The following is a 23,000-nucleotide window of genomic DNA, read 5'->3' as shown; positions in this document are numbered from 1 at the left end:
AATACAATAGGTTAGCACTGTTAAAAAGTTGGCATGAAAGCTGTATTATTGAGTGTAGTTTAAAAATATATTAGTCAAATATTCAATCACGAGGTTGTAGGGAATGTTAACAATAAAACCAGATTATTCATTAACACGACGCGATAGTAAGTTGCTAGTGCAAGTGGTTATTGGCATCATCGGTGTTTTGGGAATAATGTTTGCACAGTTAGGTGAAATTAATACTGCCCAGGTGCAACAGGTACAAAATAATGGAAAGGTTATTTCTTCAGAGATCTCTAGAGTGTCATCGAATGTTGACTGGTTAGAGATATTATTTTGAGATTTTTAAAATCTCAATTAACAGTTTGAATTTTATCGAAAGAATTGGAGGTTACCCAGATGGGCATTTTTTCTAGATTTGCAGATATTGTTAATGCCAATATCAATGCGTTGTTGGATAAAGCAGAAGACCCTGAGAAATTAATCAGATTGATAGTGCAAGAGATGGAAGATACTTTGGTTGAGGTTAGAACATCATCAGCCCGTACTATTGCAGAGAAAAAAGATTTAGTTAGAAGAGTTAATAGTTTAAAGGAAGAATCGGAAGAGTGGGAGCGTAAGGCTGAATTAGCTATTTCTAAAGGACGTGAAGATCTCGCTAAAGCTGCGTTGTTAGAGCGAAATAAAGCTGTCGAAGTAGTAGATGAGTTACAGTTGGAATTAAACAAACTCGAAGAAGTCTTATCCCGTTTATCTGCGGAAGTGAGCCAATTACAAGAAAAGCTAAATGATGCTAGAGCTCGTCAAAAAGCCTTAATCATGAGGCACAAAACAACTTCTTCAAGGCTTAAAGTTAAACAGAGTTTATATGATTCATCAACCGAGGATGCGGTATCAAGGTTTGAAAGGTTCGAAAGTAAACTTAACGAACTGGAGTCTGAAGTTGAATCTTATGATATTGGCCGAAACAGAAATCTTGCCGATGAAATTAACGATTTAGAGCGTGAAGATGAAATCGATAAGCAGTTGGCTGAATTAAAAGCCCGTGTTAATAAAAAATCTTAGTTGGAGACTTTAAAGTATGGATCAAGAAATGGTTTTTATCCCGATGATTCTTTTTATGATTTTTGTGGCACCTATCTGGGTCGTTATGCATTATCGTTCAAAAAACAACAAAGGGTCCGGTATTTCAGAAGCGGAACATCAACGATTACAAGAATTAGTTCATGTTGCAGACTCTATGATAGAAAGAATTGAAACACTTGAAGCTATTTTAGACCAAGAGACACCTGAATGGAGAAAGAAATATGAGCGAAAGTAGTCGCAAACTCTATAAGAATCCTGATAAAGCAAAAATTTGTGGTGTCTGTGCGGGGCTTGCTGAATACTTTGGGTTTGAAGTTTGGGTCGTACGGATTATCGCTATTTCATTGTTGGTGTTTAATTGGTTTAATGGAACAGTCTTGCTTGCCTACTTTGTCCTTTATTTTGTGTTAGATCCAAAACCTGGTTCTAAAAGTAATAAAGGATGCTTTGGGAAAGAGCGTAAAAGAAACCTAAGCGAATATGCCGAAGAATCTAAACCTTATAAGCCCAGTGTTAAGGAGGTTTGGCGAACAGGGATTAGTCCTAAAGATAAACTAGATGAAATTGAAAGTAAATTCTCTATGGTTGAGTCTAAATTACAAAATATAGAGTCATTTGTTACATCAAAACAGTTTGAATTAGAAAAAGAATTTAACAAAATGAAATAAATTTTAGGCTAAAATATAATCATTTTATTGTTATAATCGATTAGATTTTAATTTGATTTTATTTTTTTATATAATGTTATTAAAATTCTAATTGTGTTGGATATAAAATATGTTATTGAATTATAAGACAATTAATCTAGGTGAACATTACAATAAGTAATAAAATCCAATTTGTTTTGTTTTCTCTACAAAATACTTCCTCCTTTTGCAAGATAATTATGTAAGAATGTAATTATTACCCACTGCATTGATCCCTTGTTTATCGCAACGGTAGAATCCTAACCGATGTTATTTAACAACATCGGTTTTACTGCCTAATAATAAGTTAAGCTTTGTTTTATTCCCCTACCAAGGAATAGCAAAATATTTAACTTGTATAACTATAATTTCCATACAACATGGGGAGAGATCAAATTGAATAAATTTAACAAACGTGATGTGATTGCAAAAGCGGTTCGCACGGTTCTTTTGGCTGGTACGACTGCATCAATGCTTTCTGTGCCTAGTCTATATGCTGCAGAAGAAGACGAAACTGCAAGTGGAAACAAAGACACAAAAATAGTTGTTACAGGATCGCGTATTACTCGTTCTGATGCTGAGACAGCTCTTCCGGTTACCGTAATCTCTCGTGAAGATCTTGAGATGACTGGTGATATAAGTGTTGCAGAAGTTTTACGTGATTTACCTTACGCAACAACAGGTAGTTTTTTTGGAACTACAAGTTCATGGGGGAATGTAGCAAATACTGATTTACGTGGGTTAGGTGGGGGAAGAACATTATACCTAATAGATGGAATTCGTGTTGCAGGGGCGGGTACTACTGGTGCTCAAATTGCTAATGCTAATATGATACCAATTTCTGCAGTTGAAGAAATTCACGTATTGAGAGAAGGTGCCTCTTCTATCTATGGTTCAGATGCTATCGGTGGCGTTATTAACATCATCACCAGAACCGATTACGATGGCGCTAACCTTTCTATCAGTGCAGGTAAGCCTGCTGAAGGTAATGCGGATGAGTCTGATGTGAAACTAACTTATGGTTTTTCATCTGATAAAACCAGTGGAATTGTGACTTTTGGCCACACTGAGTATGGTGGTATCAAAGGTGGAGAAAGAGAACATTTAAGAAATGCGCCAGATGAGCCTTATGGTGATTATGCGGCACAATGGTATGGACCTTATGGAACTTGGCGTCCAACTGGAGCTTTAAGCGCTGGTAGTACCTTTCAACCTCGCTGGAATCCTGGACCGGATTGTCCAACCGAGCAAATAGATACAGAATCTAGCTCTATATCTAACTATTGTTACCATAATGTTTGGGATGGAAAGGATTACTACCCATCATTTGAAACTAACACTATTTTTACTAATGTAAGGCGAGAATTAAATGAGTCTATGAGTGTTTGGACTCGAGCAAGTTATTATGCTTATGATCAAAGTGGTGAGTTTACCGACTTATGGTTCTACGGAACTATGGGAGCTACTAACCCCAATAACCCGACTTTTGGTACAGCTGATCAGCAGGATATCATTGTACTTCAAGGGTTAGCTGGTGTTGCTCCGCGTAGAACCGAATATGCTAGTACGGATATTAACTTTGCGGTTGGCTATGACTGGTTAACTGATATGGGAGAGCTTAGTGCTTACGCATCAAAAAGTAGAAACCGTTCAGATATAAAGACTGACTCTTATGTTATTACGGACACTATTCAAGCTGCGGTTGATAGTGGTGATTTTAACCCATTTATTCCTGGAGGCGGCCCTAACGCCACTGACGAAGTATTAGCTAGCTTTTTACATACAGCAACTCGTTTAGCATGGTCTGAGTCTGAGTCACTGGGATTAAACTGGTCAGCTGATACTGAAGTTGAACTAGGCGGTGGTGTTTTGGCTTATGCTGTTGGTTTTGAACATCGAGTAGAAAAGTATTCGGACACGCAAGATAAGCAAACTAATGCAGGTAATGTTCTAGGTTCATTTGGTGGTGATTCTATTGGAGATAGAAACTCTCATGCATTTTTTGCTGAAGTTAACTTGCCTATTCTTGAAGAGTTAGAAGTTAACCTTTCTACGCGTAATGATACTTATAGCAAGCCTGATACCAGTGCCCAAACAAGTGCATTAAAAATCTCTTACCGTCCAATCGATGATATTTTGGTTAGAGCTTCTTATTCTGAAGGGTTTAGAGCACCGGCACTAGATGATTTACTTGGCTCTCCAGCGGTAAGTTACGATAGCGTTTATGACCCAAGTGTTTGTTTTCCTGCGATAGAAGCGGCAATGGCGTCGGATTCTGAAGGCCGTTCTAGAGGATATTGGATAAGCCAATTAGCTGAATGTGATACTGAACAGCAATTAAGAGTTTCTGAAGGTAACCGTGACTTGAAACCGGAAGACTCTACCCAGAAGTCGATTGGTATTGTTTATCAAGTAACTGAAGAGTTTAACTTTGCTTTAGATTATTATGATATTGAAATTACTAATCAGGTGAGTTATATCAGTGCTCAATCGGTATTAAACCTTGAATATAATAATCAATTAAGTCCTTTCCCTAAGTGTTTTGTTACTAGAGATAATGTAGGTGAAGTTGAGCAGATTACAGCATGTAATGCTAATGCTGATGGTATTACGACCAAAGGCTTAGATTTTGATTTCGGTTACAAGCTAGATATGGCTGACGCAGGTATTCTACGTTTTAAGCTAATAGGTTCAAAAGCTATTGAGTGGACATCTAAGCAAAGTCCGGTTTCTCCAAGATATGACTGGGTTGGTTTTAAAGGTGTACCAGAATTGCGTTACACATTTAACACTGTGTGGGAATATGACAATTTATCTTTAGCATTGTCTTATAATCATGTGGCTGATATGAGAGGAGAAGATGCTGATCTTCCTGAGTTTGAACAGGGTGATTTTGATGAGTTCAATACGTTTGACTTAAATGCACGATATACTACTGATTATGGTATATTTACTTTGGGAGCTCGTAATTTAACTGACGAAATGCCTACTTTAAATCGAGAAGAAATATCTTTTCCTGGATTTGATCGTTCAAATCACGATATAGCAGGTAGAGTCGTTTACGCTCGTTACTCAATTGATTTTTAGATAGATAATATATAAGAGTTGTGAGTATAAAAACTCGGTAGATAACTTCTATCGAGTTTTTTTTTAGTATTTTTAAATAACACATTATTGCTAATAACAGGTGAAGTAATGATTAAAATTATAAAAGTAGCAATTATTTTTATTGTTTTTGCAAATGTTAATGCAAACATTGAAGCAAAACAAACAACTGACGGGGATGCAAGCTCGTTAGTGCCGCTGGAAGTTTTTGCTAAACATCCAAAGTTTCAGAATATGAAAATATCACCATCAGGAAAATATTTGGCTTTTACTTTTAAAGAAGGAACTGAAGTCAAACTTGCTGTAATGAATAGAAAAACGAAAAAGGTGATTGCGGGCTTTGCTGATGGAGAAAATCGGCATGTTGTTCAGTTTGACTGGCTGAATAATGAGCGAATCAGCATGTATTTTCAAACGATCACTGGTTGGCTAGATGGAACTGAACCAAATACTGCTTGGTTAGTGGCTAATGCGAACGGAAAAAAACGAAAAATATTAAATAAACAATTTTCTGGAATTGAACTGAACTCTCGGTTAAAAAGTGATCCTAAAAATATTTTAGTGCTGAAACGTCACTTTGGAGATAGGGGCGAAGTGAAATTGCATAAAATGAATATTTATTCGGGTAAGCTAAAATATATAGCGGATGTACCTGAATCGGCCAGGTTTAGCAAACCTGGTATTGTTGATATTGGTGTCGATTTAAATGATAAAGTTAGATTCGCTTATGAGTATGATACTGGTGAAGATAAAATCGATGATGCTGATGATACTTTTTATTTGCACTATAAAAATAAAAAAAATCAATGGCAAAGATTACAACTGGATTCAAAGCATCGTAAACCAGACTTGTGGGGGCTTGGTTTTTCTCTTGATAACAAAAAGTTATATTTATCTTCAAATTATGACTTGAGTTATGAGGGAACGAATGGCGTTTTTGAACTTAATACGGAAACAGGTAGTATGAAATTATTGTACCGCCATGACGATGTTGATATTTCTAGTTCTGTGAGAGGGGCTAAAAATGAAGTGATAGGTATTAGAATTGAGCCGGGCTATCCCGAAGTGCAGTATTTGGATGAGGCCAGTAACCAATCAGAAATTAATCTATTAAAATCATTAAGCGCTTCATTTAAAAACCAAAATGTTTCAATTACAAGTAGAACGGACGATAACCGCTTAATGGTACTTTACGTTAGAAGTGATATTAACCCCGGTGAATTTTATCTTTATGATAACAAGAAAAAACAAGTTACCTTTATTGGGAGTCGTTTAAGAGAAGTTGAGCCTCAAAAAATGGCCAAGGTTGAACCATTTACTCTAAATGCTCGAGATGGAACTAAGCTTTATGGTTATTTGACGATCCCAAAAAATGTGGAAGAGAAAAACTTGCCTTTAGTTATTTTTCCTCATGGTGGACCTTATGGGATTAAAGATAATTGGCGATGGGATAATAGAGCACAAATGCTTGCTAGTAGAGGCTATTTAGTCTTGCAGCTAAACTTTCGAGGGTCTGGTGGATACAGTACAGCTTTTCAAAAAGCTGGGTATGGTGAATGGGGTGCAAAAATGCAAGATGATTTAACTGATGCAACCTTGTGGGCGATAAAAACTAAGTTGGCGGATCCTAATAAAGTTTGTATACATGGTGTTTCTTATGGTGGTTATGCGGCACTTAACGCTGTTGTTAAGGAGCCTGACTTATACAAATGTGCAATTCCCGATGCAGGAACTTACGATTTAGAAGTCCAAATGAAAAAAGCAGATTCGTTTGGTTCTAATAGCGAGGCTAGAGAATGGTATTTAAATAGAATGTTAGGTGATTGGAAAAAAGTTATAAAAGAACGTTCACCAGTATACCAACTAGAAAAGTTAAAAGCGGCATTGTTATTGGTGCATGGTACTGAAGATGTTCGAGTGCCAATTATTAATGCTTATTTAGTAGAAGAACGTATGAAAAAATTAGGTAAGCCATACAAAACTCTTTATAGAGAAGATGGTCATGGATTTCAAAATGAAAAATATCGAGTTGAACTCTATGAAGAGATGCTGAGTTTTTTACAAGAACATATCGGGCCCGGCGCTAAACCAAAACAATAAAAAATAATTAATACAATGTGAGGAGAGCTTTCTTTCATGCTTAAAAAAGAATGAAGAAGCTCTCTTTTTTATAAATGCTCTTTCATGTAAAAAACTTCCATATAAAACTCTTTTTATTTCTTCCCCCCCCCCTTAAATTTTTAACGCAGAGTTGTTGAGCACTTTTTATTGTAAGTTCTAGTTCAAGAAATGCTTTAAACGAAACTTGTTAACAATCCATTAACTTTGATGTTGATTTTCTATATTGTTTTTTCTACGTTATTCAAAAAAATATTTTTTTAGAGTTTTTTGTAAGTTGTTTACTTGAGTGTTGCAGTGTTTTTTGGGAGAAGCTTTTTAAAATTAAATTAAATTAAATTAAATTAAAGTAAAGTATGCTTAAAAAGTTTTTTGTTGTTGGTGAAGTTTTTTAAGAGGTTATCTGGTTTTTATTGAATGTTCTTATAATTATTTGTTTAAATGTTTTTAAGCGCTTTTTTTGAAGAATAAATCATATGAAAAAAAACTATACTTTAAGCTGTGATGATTAATGAAAATTGTTAATTGAGATAAAAATAATGGGAAGTTGACCTAAAAGATTAATTACGGTTAGTATCGATGTCGGCAGATCAAGCAGTAGGCTAAAGAAATATTTTTTAGGACTCTTTGAATATAACTAAGGGCTTAAAAAAATCATTTAAATAACAACCTCCAAAATAATCTGGGAGAGTAATAACTGTGAGAATATTAAATAAATGCAATTTATTTGCAAAAGCTGTGCGCCTGGCACTTTTTGCAAGTACAACAACGTCGTTAATGTTTGTGCCGTCTACATTTGCTGCGGAAGAAAATGATAATGAAGAAAATATTGGTGAAAAAGTAACGATTACAGGTTCTCGTATTAAACGTGCTGATATTGAAACAGCTAGTCCAGTAACAATAACATCTTCAGAAGAGATAAAACTTTCTGGCTTTACTCGTATTGAGGATTTAATGAATAGTTTGCCTCAAGTAGAAGCCGCTGAAAATTCATTTCTATCTAATGGAGCGAAAGGTGTTGCAACATTAGATCTACGAGGAATGGGAGAGGAAAGAACGCTAGTTTTAATCAATGGGCGTCGTTTACATTCAGGCGGTATTTATTCACAGTCTCCTGATGTGAACCAAATACCTGCTGCGTTGGTTGAAAGAGTTGAAGTGATGACTGGTGGCGGGTCTTCAACTTATGGAGCTGATGCTGTCGCTGGTGTTGTTAATTTTGTAATGAAAGATAACTTTGAAGGTTTAGAAATTACAGGAGGGTTTTCTGGTTATCAACACAATAATGATAATAAATACATCCAAGAGTTAATGGATGAAAAAGGATTTGAATATCCTACAGGTAATAGCGGTATTGATGGTAAAACTTATAATTTAGATATTGCTATGGGGGGATCCTTTGATGGTGGAAGAGGAAATGCCACCGTTTATGCTACTTATCGTAAAGTGAATGAATTGAGACAGGGAGCGCGTGATTATTCCTCTTGCGCACTCAACGGTTCGGCAACTAGTTGTGGCGGTTCATATAATGCGGTTGTTCCTAATTTTGATATGTATCCTATCGATCCTGTTACTGGTGAAACAATTTATGGATATGCTCAATATGAAAAAGATGATCCTAATTATGATCCCGCTGAAGGAGCCGATAATACTATTTATGGTCCTAATGGTCGTCCTGGTTATATTGGTACGGACGAGTTGTTTTATGAATATGCCTGGGCTAACCCTGCTGCAGAAGCCAATAAATGGTTAACTCTTAATTCCGGCGGTGGTTTTTCTCCTGTTGGTGATAACCTTTATAACTATGCTCCTATTAATCATTTTATGAGACCTGATGAGCGCTATACCGTGGGGGCTTTTGTTAATTATGAAATTAATGAGCAATTCCGTCCCTATTTAGAAGTGTCGTACATGCATGATTTAACTAAAGCGCAAATCGCGGAATCTGGAACCTTCTTTAATCAAGAATATAAAATAAATTGTAATAGCAACTACCTAAGTAACCAGCAAATTCAAGAGACTTGCACCGATTGGGGCTTGAGCCCTAATGATCAAATGGCTGTTTATATTGGTAAGCGTAATGTTGAAGGGGGGCCGAGAATTTCATTACTTGATCATAGTTCTTATCGAATGGTTTTTGGTACTCAAGGTGAAATTAATGAGCGCTGGTCATATGATGCGTCATTACAACATGGCAGTACTTCGTCTTCTGCAGGTTATGTTAATGATTTCTTTGGGCCTAGGATTACCACTGCAATTGAAGCTGATGGAGAAACTTGCGATGGGACGTGTATACCTTATCAAGTCTTTACTTATAATGGCGTTACCTCTGAAGCGGCCGCTGCATTAACTGGAACGGCAATTTTGAGCGGAGTAACTTCACAAACAATTTATAATGCATTTATTACAGGAGAGTTTGATACAACATTGCCAAGTGCTGAGTTACCTATTGCGGCGGTTTTTGGAGTAGAACACCGGGTTCAGTCATTTGAAAGGTTAGCCGATGAAGTTTTTGCACAAGGCTCATTACTCGGACAAGGTGGGCCGACTCCTAGTATTGCTGGAGAATATGATGTATCAGAAATATTTTCTGAGTTAAGCATACCGCTTATCGAAGGGTATTCTGGTATAGAAAGTTTAACCATGGATTTAGGTTATCGCTATTCTGATTACAGTACATCTGGTGGAGAGTCTGCTTATAAAATGTCATTGGATTATATGCCTGTTGAAGGTTGGAAAGTTCGGGCGAGCTTTAACCGAGCTGTTAGAGCCCCTAATATTGATGAATTATTTCGACCCCAAAATTTAACCTTATTCAACGGACAAGATCCATGTGGTTCCAATCCCGATGAGGATATTGTGACTAAGTTAACAGCTGAAGAATGTGCAAGAACAGGTTTGGCTAATGGTGCATATGGTTCAAAAACATTAATTAGCCCTGCAGGACAATACAATATGATAGAAGGCGGTAATAAGCAATTAACGCCAGAAATTGCAGACACATTAACTCTTGGGATCGTTGGTAGTCCTTTTGAGGAGTTCAATTTTTCAGTTGATTATTGGGAGATTCAGATTGATGATGTTATTGGGACCGTTGGTGCTGAATTAACCGTTATACAGTGTGGCAAAACTGGAGATCCTATTTATTGTGATAATGTTAAGCGGTCACCAAGTGGGAGTTTATGGTTAGGTCAGCAAGGATATGTTACTAACACTAACATTAACTTGGCTAGTCGGCATTGGAAGGGAGTCGATTTTAGTGCCAATCATCAGATTGAAGTGGCAGGGGGTATTATAAGAACAAACTTCTTGGGCACATTAATGGATAAAAAGGAATATGAGCCATTACCAGGAAGTGACGGTGCAACATACGACTGTACTGGTATTGTGAGTAATGATTGTTTTGCTCAACCTGAATGGCGGCATAGTGTCAAAGTTTCGTATAACACAGATAGTTTTTGGACTGTATCAGCAAAATGGCGCTATTACAGCAAAGTGGATATTGATGGTACTAATGAGTCTATCAAAGCTTATAACTACCTTGATGTTAAAAGTTCCTTTGATGTTTCAGAAAATACTGGTGTTTTAGTGGGAATAAATAATTTGTTTGACAAAGAGCCGCCATTAGTTGGCAATGCTATAGCGACCAATGCTAATACTGTTGCTGGTTACTATGACACTTTAGGTCGATATATTCACGCAAGTGTTACTTTTAAGTTTTAAATCATAATATTATAACCGAAGCGGCAGATTATATACTGCCGTTTTTTTATGTTTTTTTTTTATTAAAAACAGATGGTTTGAAAAATATAACCCCAACTAGGACGAAAGTAAGTAGGACTGTTTTAGCTTTTTAAACAAAGCAGACCAGATTTTATATTGAGAGAGTGCCTCATTGCTAACCAAAATTCATCGAGGTAAAAATTTATTCATCCTTTTTTTATTAAGAAAAATTTGTTGAATTTTACTTTTTTATTAATAAAAATAGATAGTTATATTAAATCTTGAGAGAATAAACAGATACTAATAAAAATAATAGATACGCCAAATACGAAATATAGTGGAGCTTATTTTAAGGTGTACTAAAATAAGTTAGGTTGATTAATATGATTATCATATAACGGACAGCTATATTTAAGCGGATTTAAAGGTGAATAGAGCTATTTATATCCATATCATAACCATTTAAAAGAAAAAGGTTTTTTTGTTATTTTTGTGGAAAAAATATCTGTTTGATGTTTAAAAATATTGCGGTTTCAATGCCCTAACATTTTGTTTAACCAATTGACTCATCAATATTTTCTGTTTATAGTCGGCATTAATGTGTGCAAGGGAGAATAGTTAAATTAATTAACGGCTCAAAAATTGTACACATAAATAATAATAATAGACCGAATCTCGTAGCGAAAAAGAAAGGAAACCTTCGGCTTTCTATTCAATTTCGATTTGTTTTTAACCCTAAAATAAGTTTGGAAACAATATGCTTAATCGCAATAAAACAACAAGACTTAGAACAATTTTCGTGGGGCTGGTAGCTATTTTATCAGCTGGTAATCTATTTGCCGCATCCACAATTGATGCCTCAATTAAAGTTGAGAATCAAACAACCACCGCGTCCAGTAAGTCTCAGAAAAAAATAGACAGATTTGCTGAACAAACACAAAATATGGCTGCTGATTATAAAAGCACACTCAGAGTGATTGAGAGCTTAAAAATTTATAATAATCAGCTTGAAAGCTTAATAGCGTCTCAAGAAAAAGAGATGATTTCTATCCAAGATGAAATTGACAACATTGATGAAACACAGCGTGGCGTTGTTCCATTGATGAACGAAATGATTGCATCTCTAGAAAAGTTTATTGAGCTTGATATCCCCTTTAAAAAAGAAGAGCGATTAAAACGTGTTAGTAGATTGGCGAGCAATATGCTTAGAGCTGATGTATCTACCGCTGAAAAATATAGAACAATACTTTCAGCTTATGACACCGAAATCAAATATGGTGAAGGTTTTGGTACATATACTGCGGTAGTCCCTGGTGAAGACAGACAAGTTGAGTTTTTGAGATTTGGTCGTGTCTTGCTTGTGTTCTTATCATTAGATGGAACCTCTGCTGGCTATTGGAACCCAGAGACCAAGAATTTTGAACCACTAGGTGATGAATATATTCGTCCTATTCAATTAGGAATTAAAATGGCGAATAAACAGGCGAGTCCTAACCTAATTAAACTTCCAGTACCTGCAGCAAAAGAGGCTCAATAAAATGAAAATAAGAAATCTATTGGTCGCCACTTTATTAGCTGGCGCTTCACTAACGGCTATTTCAGCTGAAGAAGCAAAACCAACTGGAGCTATTAAGGCTCCAGCGGTTGATACTTTAGATCAGCTATTTAAACTCGTTAAGCAAAACAAACTTAAGCAAGATAGTGTTAATAAAAAACGCGAACAGCAGTTTTTACAGGATAGAAATAACCAAAGAGCACTACTTAACCAAGCGAAAGCTGAGCAAAAGAGCGAAGAAGACCGCTCTGAGCGTTTAAAAGCTGCCTTAGATGCTAATGAAAAAAAATTAGCTGAACTTGAAGAGCAGAAACATTTAAAAGCAGGTTCTCTTGGAGAAATGATTGGGGTTGTTCGTCAATTCTCAGGAAACACTGCCGCTGGTTTGAAGCGTTCGGTAGTTACTGCTCAATTACCTGATCGCCATCAGGCATTAGAGCAATTAGCTCAAGCAAAAGCTTTTCCAAAAATTCCTGAAATTCGTAGCTTGTGGGTTGCTATGCAGCAGGAAATGACTGAGCAAGGCAAAGTTGTCAAATTTACTAAAGAAATTATTAACACTGAAGGTAAAAAAGAGCCAAGAGACATGATTCGAGTTGGGTCGTTCAACTTGGTTTCAAACGGTGAATATTTAGTTTTTGATGGTGCCTCACAAGATATTAAACAGTTAACTAGAGCACCTGTATCTCGTATCACTAGCTTAATTAGCGATTTTGAGTCAAACACTTCAGGCTATGCTGCTCTAGCATTAGACCCAACACGTGGTGGAATCTTAACTCAAGAAGTAAAGCGAGAGTCTTGGTCTGAGCGTGTGATGAATTACGCTGGTCCAGTAGGCTTAGCGATAGGTATCGTTTTGGCGATTGGTTTATTAATCGTTTTAGAAAGATTATTCACTTTATTGGCATTACGTGGGAAAATGAATGCCCAAGCTAAATCAAGTACGCCTGGTAATAATCCTCTTGGTCGTATTATGGCTGTTTACTTAGCTAATAAAGATGATGATGTCGATAATCTTGAGCTAAAACTTGATGAAGCTGTGCTAAAAGAAACACCGAAAATAGAGCGTGGAATTACGATTATCAAAGTATTTGCTGCTGTTGCCCCATTAATGGGACTACTTGGAACTGTAACAGGTATGATTGATACATTCCAAAGTATTACACTTTATGGTACTGGTGATCCTAAAATCATGGCTGGCGGTATTTCATCTGCATTGATTACAACCGTATTAGGTATTGTTGCTGCATTACCACTTATTCTTCTACACAGTGTTGTATCTGGTATTTCTAAAGGTTTGATTCACGTATTAGAAGAGCAGAGCACTGGCTTAATTGCACAACATCAAGAAAAATCAGGAGCATAATTAATGCTATTTCTTGAAGAACTATTTGAAACAGTCTCCCGGTTTATTGAAGCCGGGGGAGATGTTTTGTGGTTTATCGCGGCAGCGCTTGTAGTAATGTGGTCAATGATAATCGAAAGATTATGGTATTTTTCTAATACTTATCCTAAGCAAGCAAGATTAATGATTGCTAAATGGGATTCAAGAAAGGACACTACATCTTGGCAAGCGCACAGAATTAGAGAGGCCTGGATTTCTCAAATGAATGAAAAATTACACTCTGGCTTACTAGTTATCAAGACCATCGTGGCAATTTGTCCAATGATTGGTTTATTAGGTACAGTAACAGGAATGATTGGAGTGTTTGAAGTCATGGCTCTTTCTGGAACCGGTAGCGCAAGACTAATGGCTGCTGGAATAACGCAAGCAACAATTCCAACTATGGCTGGAATGGTTGCAGCTTTATCCGGTTTATTTATTAGCTCTAGGCTGGAATATTCGGCAAATGTTCATGCACAAGAACTTGCTGATCACATGCCTCATCATTAGCTAAGGATCAAATTTCATGGCAAAAAAGAGTTTAAAGCCAAAGGAAGAAGAAGCATCGATTGATATGACGCCTATGCTTGACATAGTCTTTATCATGCTTATCTTCTTCATCGTAACCACTTCTTTTGTAAAAGAAGCAGGTATTGAAATAACAGAACCCAGAGCAATTTCGGCAAGTCCTAAACCTAAAGCTAACATCTTTATTGGTATTAATGCGAGCAGTGATATATACATGCTAAAAAAGAAGATTAACAAAGAAGATGTTCGTACTACTGTCGAAACAATGTTACTTGAAAACCCTGAAAGCAGTATAGTGATTCAGGCTGATCAAAAAGCAAAATCAGGTGTTCTTTTAGACGTAATGGATGCAGCTAAGGCTGCAGGTGTCAAAAACATCTCAGTAGCGGCGGAAAATTGATATGCAAAGAATTTTAGTTGGGATAGGAATTGGCGGTGGTATTACATTCTGCCTGTTCGTTTTAATGGCTTTTTTGATTAAAACTGAACTAGAGCCACCTGAACTTTCTGATGATAAAACAGTTGAGTTTGTTATAGCACAACCTGAAGATGAGCTTCGAGTAAGGGATAGAAGAATACCTAAAAAGCCACCACCACCAAAAACACCACCACCACCTCAGCCGCGACAAGTAGCGAAGGTGCAGAAACCGGTCAAAAACCTAAACATTAATTTAGGCAAGTTTGATGTTAGTGTGAATAGTGGAATGTATCTTGGTAGCGTTGGGCAAGCAGGCAGTTTATCTGATGGTGATGCAATACCAATGGTAATTATTGAGCCAAGATATCCTCGAAAAGCTGCTATGGAGGGTTTAGAAGGATGGGTAAGGTTCCAGTTTACAGTTGCTCCAGATGGTTCACCTAAAGACGTTAAGGTTATAGATGCTAAGCCAAAGCGAGTTTTTGAGCGTGATGCAAGAAAGGCTATCTATAAATGGAAATTTAAACCTAGAGTTATTGACGGAAAAGCTGTAGAGCAGCCAAATATGCGCTATACGATGGAATTCAAGCTAGGTCAATAAAGAGAGAGGTAGTTAGGTATGAAAAAAAATCCAATAATTAAACTAATTGCTGCTTCTTTAGTTAGTTTATCTTTTTCAACTTCTTTATTGGCTTTACCCGATACTAAGTTGACAAAAGTTTGTAAGCCAATCATTAATAAGAATCAGAAGATTGAAAAACCTCCTATTAGAGGGATGTCTGAAAAGGTTCATAAGCGATTAACTCGAGCAATGGAATTGTTGGCAGACAATAAATATTCAGAAGGTATAGAAGCGCTAAAGAAGTTGTATGACACCTCTTCTGATAATTACATCAAGTCAGTTGTTGCAATGAATATTGCAAATGCCTACGCACAGCAAAATGATTACAAGCAGGCATTACCATATTTTGATAATGCATTAAAGTTTGGTGAAGGCCAGCTTGATCATGAGCGTTTACAATCGCTTCGTGTTAATGTTGCAACATTAACTTACTCTGTCGGTAATAAACAGAAAGCGCTTGATCTGCTTAATGAATGGATAAGTAAATCAATAAAAGATGATCCTAAAATTTATTATCTTTTATCTGCAATGAAAGCTGAATCTGGTAAATATAAAGAGGCTTTATGTCCTGCTTATTTAGCTGTAAAGCATTCTAAGAAACCAAAGAAAAGTTATTACAACCTTTTGCTAGTTTCTCATTATGAACAAAAAGATTTACTTGGCTCTTCAAAGGTTTTGAAAGAAATGGTTGAGTCTTTTCCTACTGAGGCAACTTATTGGAGACAACTTTCTAGCTTGTATTTACAGTTAGATAAATCCAAAGACTCATTAGCTATAATGGAAATGCTTTATTTGAACGGTGGTTTTGAGACTGAGACTGATTATAAAACATTGTCTTCGCTATTTGCTTACGAAGAAATTGCTTATCGCTCTGCTGAGATTTTAGAAGAAGGGTTAAATAAAGGGATCGTAAAGCCTGAAGAGAAAAATCTTAAAGCGATTGCGAATAACTACCGAGTAAGTAAAGAAATTGATAAAGCGATTGCTGCGTTTGGTCGTACTGCTGAAGTAGCCAAAGATGGTGAGCATTATTTAACACAAGCTGAACTTTATTCAGAAAAGGAAAACTGGAGAGCTGCGATAAAGTCTTTAGATAAGGCTCTTAACAAAGGTGTTAAAGATATAGGTCGAGTTCACTTTACTAAAGGGAGTGCTCAGGCAAGCTTAGGTCAGTGCGTAAGTTCTTTGAAAACATTAGAGTTAGCAACTAAGTATAAAAAATGGCGTTCTAGAGCTGATGCCTGGATTGCTTACGTTAAGGATAAACAAAAGCATAATAAATGTAGTTAATCTGAATCTTTTAAAAAAACTGGCTAAAGCCAGTTTTTTTATGTCTATTTTTTATGGTTAAAGTATTTTATTAGTTGCTGCTTTGTAAGTTATGATTTGTAATTAAGAATTTCATTTTCAAGTGAAATAGTTTTAATAATTGAACATTGCGAAGACGAAAAAATAACAACTTAGCATCTTTTATTGAGTAAATAGAATATTAATATAAAGGGCTATCACATTGGGAAACCTTAAGGTTATGGTAACCAATAATGATAAAACAGTACTAGGGAGAGTAATACTGTTTAAAAGTAAATTATGCTGCTATAAGCAAAGTAATATTGACTATTCATATCTTAGAGCATCTATTGGATCTAAATTAGCTGCTTTTGACGCAGGTAGAATTCCAAACAAAATTCCTACGCAAGCAGAGAAACCGAATGCAGTAGCAATTGCCCATAAAGGAACATTGGCAGGAGGAAAGCCAGGAATAGCTGCAGAAGCGAGAAATCCTAAACCATAACCTAAAATGATTCCAACAATACCCCCCAAAAGAGATAGTACAACTGCTTCAATCAAAAACTGTAAAAGAATATGATGTCTTTTGGCCCCAATTGCTTTGCAAATGCCTATTTCTCGCGTCCTTTCAGTCACGGAAACTAGCATAATATTCATAATGCCAATTCCGCCAACAATTAAAGAAATACTTACTATACCGCCTAAAACAATCGTCATGGTATCAATCACCTGAGAAATACCAGATGTTAATTGTTCTGGAGTTTCAATTTTAAAATCATCATCTTCACTTGCTTTTAAACGATGTTGTTTTCTTAATAATTGAATAATTTTAGATTTTATTGTTTCAAGATTTTCAATATTTTTTAATTGTAATTGAACAAAAATATCTGGCTCTGTTATATTGCCATTGAGCCCGTGCATAGTAGAGTAAGGCATTACTAGAAAGTTATCCTGACTGAAACCAAAAAATGATCCTTTAGGTTCCGCCAAGCCAATTATTTTAAACCACTCTCCAGAAAACTCAATAAAGCTCCCTACAGGGTTACTAGGCAAAGAAAGTTCATTGCGAACCTTTTCTCCAATAACCGCTACTTTTCGCCTCGATTGGTTATCACTATAAGATAAAAAACGACCAAATTTTATATCAATATTTTGTACTGATTGGTAATTATAAGTTGAGCCTGCTACTTGTCCAAAAGTTTTATTACCGTTGTATCTTATTGCGCTAGTTGCGCCAGCATTAGAGCCAAGAGTAGGAGTAATATATTGCACACCTTCAATATTTTTGCGAATTATTTCGATATCATCGGCTGTGATTCGTGCTACTTTTCCTTTCATTCGTTCTTTTCTTGGAGTGTATGAGCGTATTGAAATTGAATTAGCACCAAAGCCTTCAAATTGTTGATTAATTGAATGACTCAAGCCTTGAACAACTGAAACAACTGCAATTGTTGAACTTACACCTATGATAATACCGAGCGTGGTTAAGAAACTCCTGAAGCCGTGGGCCTTAATTGAACTTATGGCACTACGAAAACTTTCAATTAAACTAAACATTGACCACCTCATGATGGTTTAAATGATCTTTAATAACTTTCCCATCACTTAAACGAACAACACGATGGCAGTGTTCGGCTATTTCATTTTCATGGGTAACCATGATGATGGTTTGTCCTTCTTTATGGAGTTGATCAAATAATTCCATAATATCTGTTGTTGTTTGTGTATCTAAATTACCTGTTGGTTCATCGGCTAATAAAATAGACGGTTTAGTAACTAAAGCCCGAGCGATGGCAACCCTTTGTCTTTGTCCGCCCGAAAGTTGGCTGGGTATATGATCAACTCTGTCTGCTAATTTGACTTTTTCTAATGCTTGCATTGCCATTGCTTTTCGTTGTTTCAATGATATTCCACGGTAAACTAAAGGCAGCATTACATTATTTAATGCACTTGCTCTTGGCAACAAGTTAAAACTCTGAAAGATAAAACCAATTTCAATATTTCGAATTTCGGCCAGTTCATTAGCATTTAGATCAGCAACATTTTTTCCGTTGAGTAAATATTCTCCTTGAGTTGGTTTATCCAAGCATCCAAGTATATTCATCATTGTAGATTTGCCTGAGCCAGATGAACCTATAAAAGCAATATATTCGTTTTGCTTAATGGTTAAGTCAATATGATCTAATGCTTTGACCGTTTGCTCTCCCATATAATAAAACTTACAAATATCGTTGAGTTGAATTAAATTCATATTGAGTTCTTCAGTTTGTCAAATTTATTCATTAGTTTATTTTTAAAATTGAAACTTGTTCACCATCTTTTAAATGCCGAAGTAATTTGTCTGGTCCAATAATAATAGAGCTTTCTTTGGTCAATCCATCTGTGACTTGTTGATATTGATCATCAGAAATCCCCGTCTTTATTTTTACCTTTTTTGCAATGCCATTAGCAACAGTGAAAACAAAACTTTCGACTAAATCTTTATCATTATCTTCTTCGACTTTAATTGCTTTTAATGGCACGGCTAATAGCTTTTTTTTACCTTTGGTAAATACTTCTGCTCGACAACTCATTCCAGGTCGCAAACTTAAAGATTGTTCATTAGTTAATTTGAGTTTAACCGCGAAGCTCAAGCTTTGTCTGCCTCTCGCCTGTTTTGCACTTGAAGCTATGGATTCAACAGTTCCTTTAATCGCTTTTTCAGGAAAAGATATTGCAACTATTTCTGCTTGTTGGCCAAGTTTTACATTGGATATATCTGCTTCATCAACATTGATTTCAGCTAACATACTCGATGGGTTAGCAATAGTCATTAGTGATGAACCTGCAATATTGGTGGTGCTTGAAATCGCAGTTTCACCTTCTTTTATATCAAGAGAAGTAATGTTGCCATTTATAGGTGAAACGATTTTGGTTTTAGATAATTGATCTTTCGCTTGTTCTAAGCGAGCTTCAACTTGTTTTAGTAACTCATAATCAGCCTTAAGATCAATTTTTGAAACCTCAAGTTGGTGAGTGATATTATCAAAAGCATCTTGATCAAGTAGTTTTTGATTAAATAATTTTAGTTTTCTCTTCCATTGTTTTTCTAAATTGGCCACAACTAATTTTTGTTTTTCAATTGCAACTCGTTGTTGATCAACTGCGGCTTGTTGTTGTTCAACAGCCGCAACGTAAGTTTGATCATCAATTGCAAGAACGAGTTGTCCTTGTTTTACTTGATCGCCTTCTTCAACGTAGAGCTTTGTTACCCGGCCAATAACTTCTGCTGTTAGTTTAACTTCATCTTCATGTTTAAGCTGTCCAGAAGCCAATATTGACGCTTTAATGGTTTGCATTGAAACGGCCTCAACATCAACTTCTTTAATAACATTTTTGCTTAAATATTTTTTAGTTAGTGGTATGCCAACAACTAATAAAATAATGATTGTGAATATAACTGCTTTTTTCATTTTATTGGCCTTATAGTCAATATTAAATTATTGAGTTAAATGAATAAAAAACTGATGCCGTAGAAAATTAAGTAAGGCAAAATAACAATACCAAATGCTTTTCCAATGCTTTTTTCTGTCCATTGGGCATAACCTATCGTCATTAATGCGATACTCCAAAACATAGTTATATCTACTTTTGCAAGAATACTTCCGACCCCTTTAAGTGGGTTTAATCCAAAAAATAGCTCGTTTAAAGTTAGTGGGTTGATACTTTCGGGCGCAAATTGCCCGTTACTACTTGTGATTATAATGACTAAAGATGCTAAAGCACCAATCAGTGTTGGAATAGACGTCCAGGAAATAAAGGAAAACCATTGTTTAAACTGGAAACCATCGTTAGTGACATTTGAAACAATTACAAAGTACAATGCCATAACGCTGTACATAATGCCTATGCCTACTATTACGCCTCCGGCTCCAAATCCACTCATTAGACTTGGTGACATCATTTCGAATGCTGCCCTTGTTTGATCTTGTTCAGCTCTTGATAGTTCTCCTGCTTGAGCTTCTACCATATGATCTACATACCATTCATAGTCGATACTGGCGAACAGTAAAATAACAACTACTGCGTTCATTAATACAACAGCTAAAAATGGAAGTAATATTGGGTACGCATGCTGTATATCTTTGAAAGCTTGTTGCGGCGACGTTATGATATTAGTCAGTATCGAAATACTACTAGATGTCGATGATTCAGTCATAATGTTTTAATCCTTCTTTTTATTGGTAATACAGGGGTTAGTCAGTGGGTTTGAGAATTTATTACAAATTAATCGTTTTAACCAAGAAAATATTCAATTAATTTATATGAAATATTACCATAATAAAAAATTGGCAGTTTTTCGTAATAAAAACGTTTAGAGTAAGACTATGTCATTGTACTTAAGTTACTTGTGCTACTCGTGCTATAAAAAGTCATTATTTAGGGTTAGGAAATTCATATGCTTGAAGTTAAAAGTTTAAAAAAACGTTTTAGGCTAGATAATAAAACGATTAAAGAAAACAAAAAGAAACCAAAAGAGTCATTAGATGTTAGAGAAGATGGTCATTGGTTTAATGCGGTTAGAGATGTTAGTTTTCATTGTAATGCTGGAGAAGTTTTGGGTTTGCTAGGACCTAATGGGGCAGGAAAAACAACCAGTTTAAGGATGTTATCAACTGCGCTACAGCCAACTGAGGGAAAAATTGTTATTAATGGTGAAGATGTGATTGCTCAGCCTGTAGCGATGAGGAAAAGAATTGGCTTTTTATCGGGTACGACAAGCCTTTATCATCGTCTTACAGTTAGGGAAAATGTTGAGTATTTTGGCAGGTTACATGGCATGTCTGAGGAAAAGCTCGAAAATGAAATTACAAAGGTTTTTGAGCTTCTCGATATCCATAGCTTTGCAGATAAAAAAGCAGATTCTTTATCAACGGGAATGAAACAGCGAGCAAGTATAGCTCGAACGGTTATTCATCAACCTGAAGTGATTGTATTAGATGAACCAACTACAGGTTTAGATGTGATTTCAGCAAAAACAATTTTAGATTTTATCGAATCTAATAAAGGTAGTAATGTTCCTGTTATTTTCTCTACTCACCACTTGCACGAAGTTGAAAAACTTTGTGACAGAGTTGTTCTTATTAACAATGGAACAGCACAGTTTAACGGTACTTTAGATGAATTTAGAAATATTAGTGGAACACACAACCTATATGATTCATTTGTTCAATTAGTGGGCGAAAAGGAGGTGGCTTAAGATGTTTAAAGTTTATATTAAAGAACTTCTCGAACTAACTAGAGACAAAAAAACATTAATTTTTACAGTTCTTTTACCCACTTTGATTATGCCAATCATTTTAATAGGTTTTGCAGCTATGGTTGGCAAAATTACTAAGAAAGCTGTTGAAGAGTCACTTGATTATGCTGTAATTGGCGAGGCAAACTATAAAGAGTTGGTTACAAAGCTTACTAGTAATGAAAAATTTAATCGTAAAGAAATTAGCGATTTAGAAAGTGCTAAGGAAATGATTAATAAGGGAGAGGTTCGGTTTGTAATCGAAATACCTGATGATACTTCTGAACGAATTTCTGAAGGTTTAAAGGCTCGGATTAATATTTACTACAACGACTCTGCTTCAACAAGTGCGTTTATGTTTAGAAGAGTCAACAAAACGATCGAACCTCTCGAAACAGAACTTCTTGAGAAACGGTTAGCTGAACTTGGGATTTCAAAAGAGCAAGGAGATGCAATCAAGAACCCGATTGAACTTTCCAAAAAATCTACGGCAGATAATCGGGAATCAATTGGGGAGGTAATTGGGGCTTTTTTACCATATATCCTCATTTTAATTGGGTTGCAAGGGGCTATGTTTCCAGCGCTTGATTTAGGCGTTGGAGAAAAAGAAAGAGGAACTCTTGAAACTTTGTTATTGACACCTGTGCCAAGATTTCAATTAGTTTTTGCTAAGTTTTTAGTCATTTTTTCTACTTCGTTTATTGCAATATTTCTGACGTTAATTAGCTTTGGTTTAATTGCTGGTATTTTTGGTAAGCTCGTTTTAGAAAAATTCATTCCACCAAGCGGTAGTGCTAAGATTTCAGGATTACTTGAATCACTTTCCAGTATATCAATGACTGATGTTGGGTTAATGTTCCTGATGCTTATTCCAATTGCTGCAATTTTTGCATCTGTACTGTTAAGTATTTCTATCTATGCTCGAACATTTAAAGAAGCACAAAATTATATGTCACCATTTATGATTTTAGTTTTTCTACCGCTTCTTCTTCCAATGTTACCTGGCGTAAAGCTAGATTGGACTTGGGCTGCGGTTCCAATTACCAATGTGTCTCTCGCGATCAAAGAAATCTTTAAGGGGACGATTGATATGAGTATGTTAGGTGTCATTTTTATATCGACAACGATTATTGCTGGCGCTTTATTAGCTCTCTGTAATTGGTGGTTCCAACGTGAACAGGTCTTATTTAGAAATTAATATTTAATAAAATCAACGTCTTGCTGGAGC

19 protein-coding genes are annotated in these 23,000 nt (G+C 35.8%); 15 read left to right on the top strand and 4 right to left on the bottom strand.

The annotated features are described in order from the left end of the window. The first annotated feature begins 103 nt into the window (after nucleotides 1-103). The 13 genes from ACT5E3_RS16250 (at nucleotide 104) to ACT5E3_RS16190 (ending at nucleotide 16,497) form a co-directional block, all read left to right on the top strand. The gene (locus ACT5E3_RS16250) at nucleotides 104-322 is read left to right on the top strand and encodes a hypothetical protein (RefSeq protein WP_444994594.1); all 219 of its coding nucleotides are present in this window, start codon (nucleotides 104-106) and stop codon (nucleotides 320-322) included. Between the two features lie 59 nt (nucleotides 323-381). Then, entirely contained in the window at nucleotides 382-1,047 is a 666-nt protein-coding gene (gene pspA / locus ACT5E3_RS16245; RefSeq protein WP_444994593.1) for a phage shock protein PspA, read from the top strand. A gap of 16 nt (nucleotides 1,048-1,063) precedes the next feature. Then, nucleotides 1,064-1,303, top strand: coding sequence for an envelope stress response membrane protein PspB (gene pspB / locus ACT5E3_RS16240; RefSeq protein ID WP_444994592.1), 240 nt, complete (start codon nucleotides 1,064-1,066; stop codon nucleotides 1,301-1,303). Further along, nucleotides 1,290-1,736 (top strand): envelope stress response membrane protein PspC, encoded by a 447-nt coding sequence (gene pspC / locus ACT5E3_RS16235; RefSeq protein ID WP_444994591.1) that lies wholly within the window; start codon nucleotides 1,290-1,292, stop codon nucleotides 1,734-1,736. The genes pspB and pspC overlap by 14 nt, the downstream gene beginning before the upstream one ends. Nucleotides 1,737-2,150: 414 nt before the next feature. After that, nucleotides 2,151-4,841, top strand: coding sequence for a TonB-dependent receptor plug domain-containing protein (locus ACT5E3_RS16230; RefSeq protein ID WP_444994590.1), 2,691 nt, complete (start codon nucleotides 2,151-2,153; stop codon nucleotides 4,839-4,841). Between the two features lie 108 nt (nucleotides 4,842-4,949). Further along, nucleotides 4,950-6,959, top strand: a complete 2,010-nt coding sequence (locus tag ACT5E3_RS16225) for an alpha/beta hydrolase family protein (RefSeq protein ID WP_444994589.1) — start codon at nucleotides 4,950-4,952, stop codon at nucleotides 6,957-6,959. Between the two features lie 717 nt (nucleotides 6,960-7,676). Beyond that, entirely contained in the window at nucleotides 7,677-10,700 is a 3,024-nt protein-coding gene (locus ACT5E3_RS16220) for a TonB-dependent receptor domain-containing protein (protein ID WP_444994588.1), read from the top strand. A gap of 757 nt (nucleotides 10,701-11,457) precedes the next feature. After that, nucleotides 11,458-12,237 (top strand): DUF3450 domain-containing protein, encoded by a 780-nt coding sequence (locus ACT5E3_RS16215; RefSeq protein WP_444994587.1) that lies wholly within the window; start codon nucleotides 11,458-11,460, stop codon nucleotides 12,235-12,237. A gap of 1 nt (nucleotide 12,238) precedes the next feature. Further along, nucleotides 12,239-13,621, top strand: a complete 1,383-nt coding sequence (locus ACT5E3_RS16210; RefSeq protein WP_444994586.1) for a MotA/TolQ/ExbB proton channel family protein — start codon at nucleotides 12,239-12,241, stop codon at nucleotides 13,619-13,621. A gap of 3 nt (nucleotides 13,622-13,624) precedes the next feature. Further along, nucleotides 13,625-14,149 (top strand): MotA/TolQ/ExbB proton channel family protein, encoded by a 525-nt coding sequence (locus ACT5E3_RS16205; protein ID WP_444994585.1) that lies wholly within the window; start codon nucleotides 13,625-13,627, stop codon nucleotides 14,147-14,149. A 16-nt stretch (nucleotides 14,150-14,165) separates the two neighbouring features. Beyond that, nucleotides 14,166-14,567 (top strand): ExbD/TolR family protein, encoded by a 402-nt coding sequence (locus ACT5E3_RS16200; protein WP_444994584.1) that lies wholly within the window; start codon nucleotides 14,166-14,168, stop codon nucleotides 14,565-14,567. Between the two features lies 1 nt (nucleotide 14,568). After that, nucleotides 14,569-15,186, top strand: coding sequence for an energy transducer TonB (locus ACT5E3_RS16195; RefSeq protein WP_444994583.1), 618 nt, complete (start codon nucleotides 14,569-14,571; stop codon nucleotides 15,184-15,186). Nucleotides 15,187-15,204: 18 nt separating this feature from the next. After that, nucleotides 15,205-16,497, top strand: a complete 1,293-nt coding sequence (locus tag ACT5E3_RS16190; protein ID WP_444994582.1) for a tetratricopeptide repeat protein — start codon at nucleotides 15,205-15,207, stop codon at nucleotides 16,495-16,497. A gap of 324 nt (nucleotides 16,498-16,821) precedes the next feature. Here ACT5E3_RS16190 and ACT5E3_RS16185 read toward each other — a convergent pair whose 3' ends face one another. From ACT5E3_RS16185 to ACT5E3_RS16170, 4 genes are read right to left on the bottom strand one after another with little or no spacing between them, the layout of a single operon-like run. Next, a complete protein-coding gene (locus ACT5E3_RS16185) occupies nucleotides 16,822-18,051 on the bottom strand; it encodes an ABC transporter permease (RefSeq protein ID WP_444994581.1) in 1,230 nt (409 codons plus the stop codon). Further along, nucleotides 18,044-18,745 (bottom strand): ABC transporter ATP-binding protein, encoded by a 702-nt coding sequence (locus ACT5E3_RS16180; RefSeq protein WP_444994580.1) that lies wholly within the window; start codon nucleotides 18,743-18,745, stop codon nucleotides 18,044-18,046. Before ACT5E3_RS16180 ends, ACT5E3_RS16185 begins: the two co-directional genes overlap by 8 nt. A gap of 31 nt (nucleotides 18,746-18,776) precedes the next feature. Beyond that, complete coding sequence (locus ACT5E3_RS16175; protein WP_444994579.1) at nucleotides 18,777-19,946, bottom strand: efflux RND transporter periplasmic adaptor subunit; 1,170 nt, start codon at nucleotides 19,944-19,946, stop codon at nucleotides 18,777-18,779. 35 nt (nucleotides 19,947-19,981) lie between these two features. Continuing rightward, nucleotides 19,982-20,692, bottom strand: a complete 711-nt coding sequence (locus ACT5E3_RS16170) for a YIP1 family protein (protein ID WP_444994578.1) — start codon at nucleotides 20,690-20,692, stop codon at nucleotides 19,982-19,984. A gap of 240 nt (nucleotides 20,693-20,932) precedes the next feature. Here ACT5E3_RS16170 and ACT5E3_RS16165 point away from each other — a divergent pair, with 240 nt between their 5' ends. Continuing rightward, nucleotides 20,933-21,733, top strand: a complete 801-nt coding sequence (locus tag ACT5E3_RS16165) for an ABC transporter ATP-binding protein (protein WP_444994577.1) — start codon at nucleotides 20,933-20,935, stop codon at nucleotides 21,731-21,733. Nucleotide 21,734: 1 nt separating this feature from the next. Beyond that, the gene (locus ACT5E3_RS16160; RefSeq protein ID WP_444994576.1) at nucleotides 21,735-22,970 is read left to right on the top strand and encodes an ABC transporter permease; all 1,236 of its coding nucleotides are present in this window, start codon (nucleotides 21,735-21,737) and stop codon (nucleotides 22,968-22,970) included. Nucleotides 22,971-23,000: the final 30 nt, after the last annotated feature.

It is taken from the genome of Aliikangiella litoralis, assembly GCF_052495765.1.
Note: the sequence above shows the minus strand (reverse complement) of the source record. Positions and strands in the feature narration are given on the sequence as shown.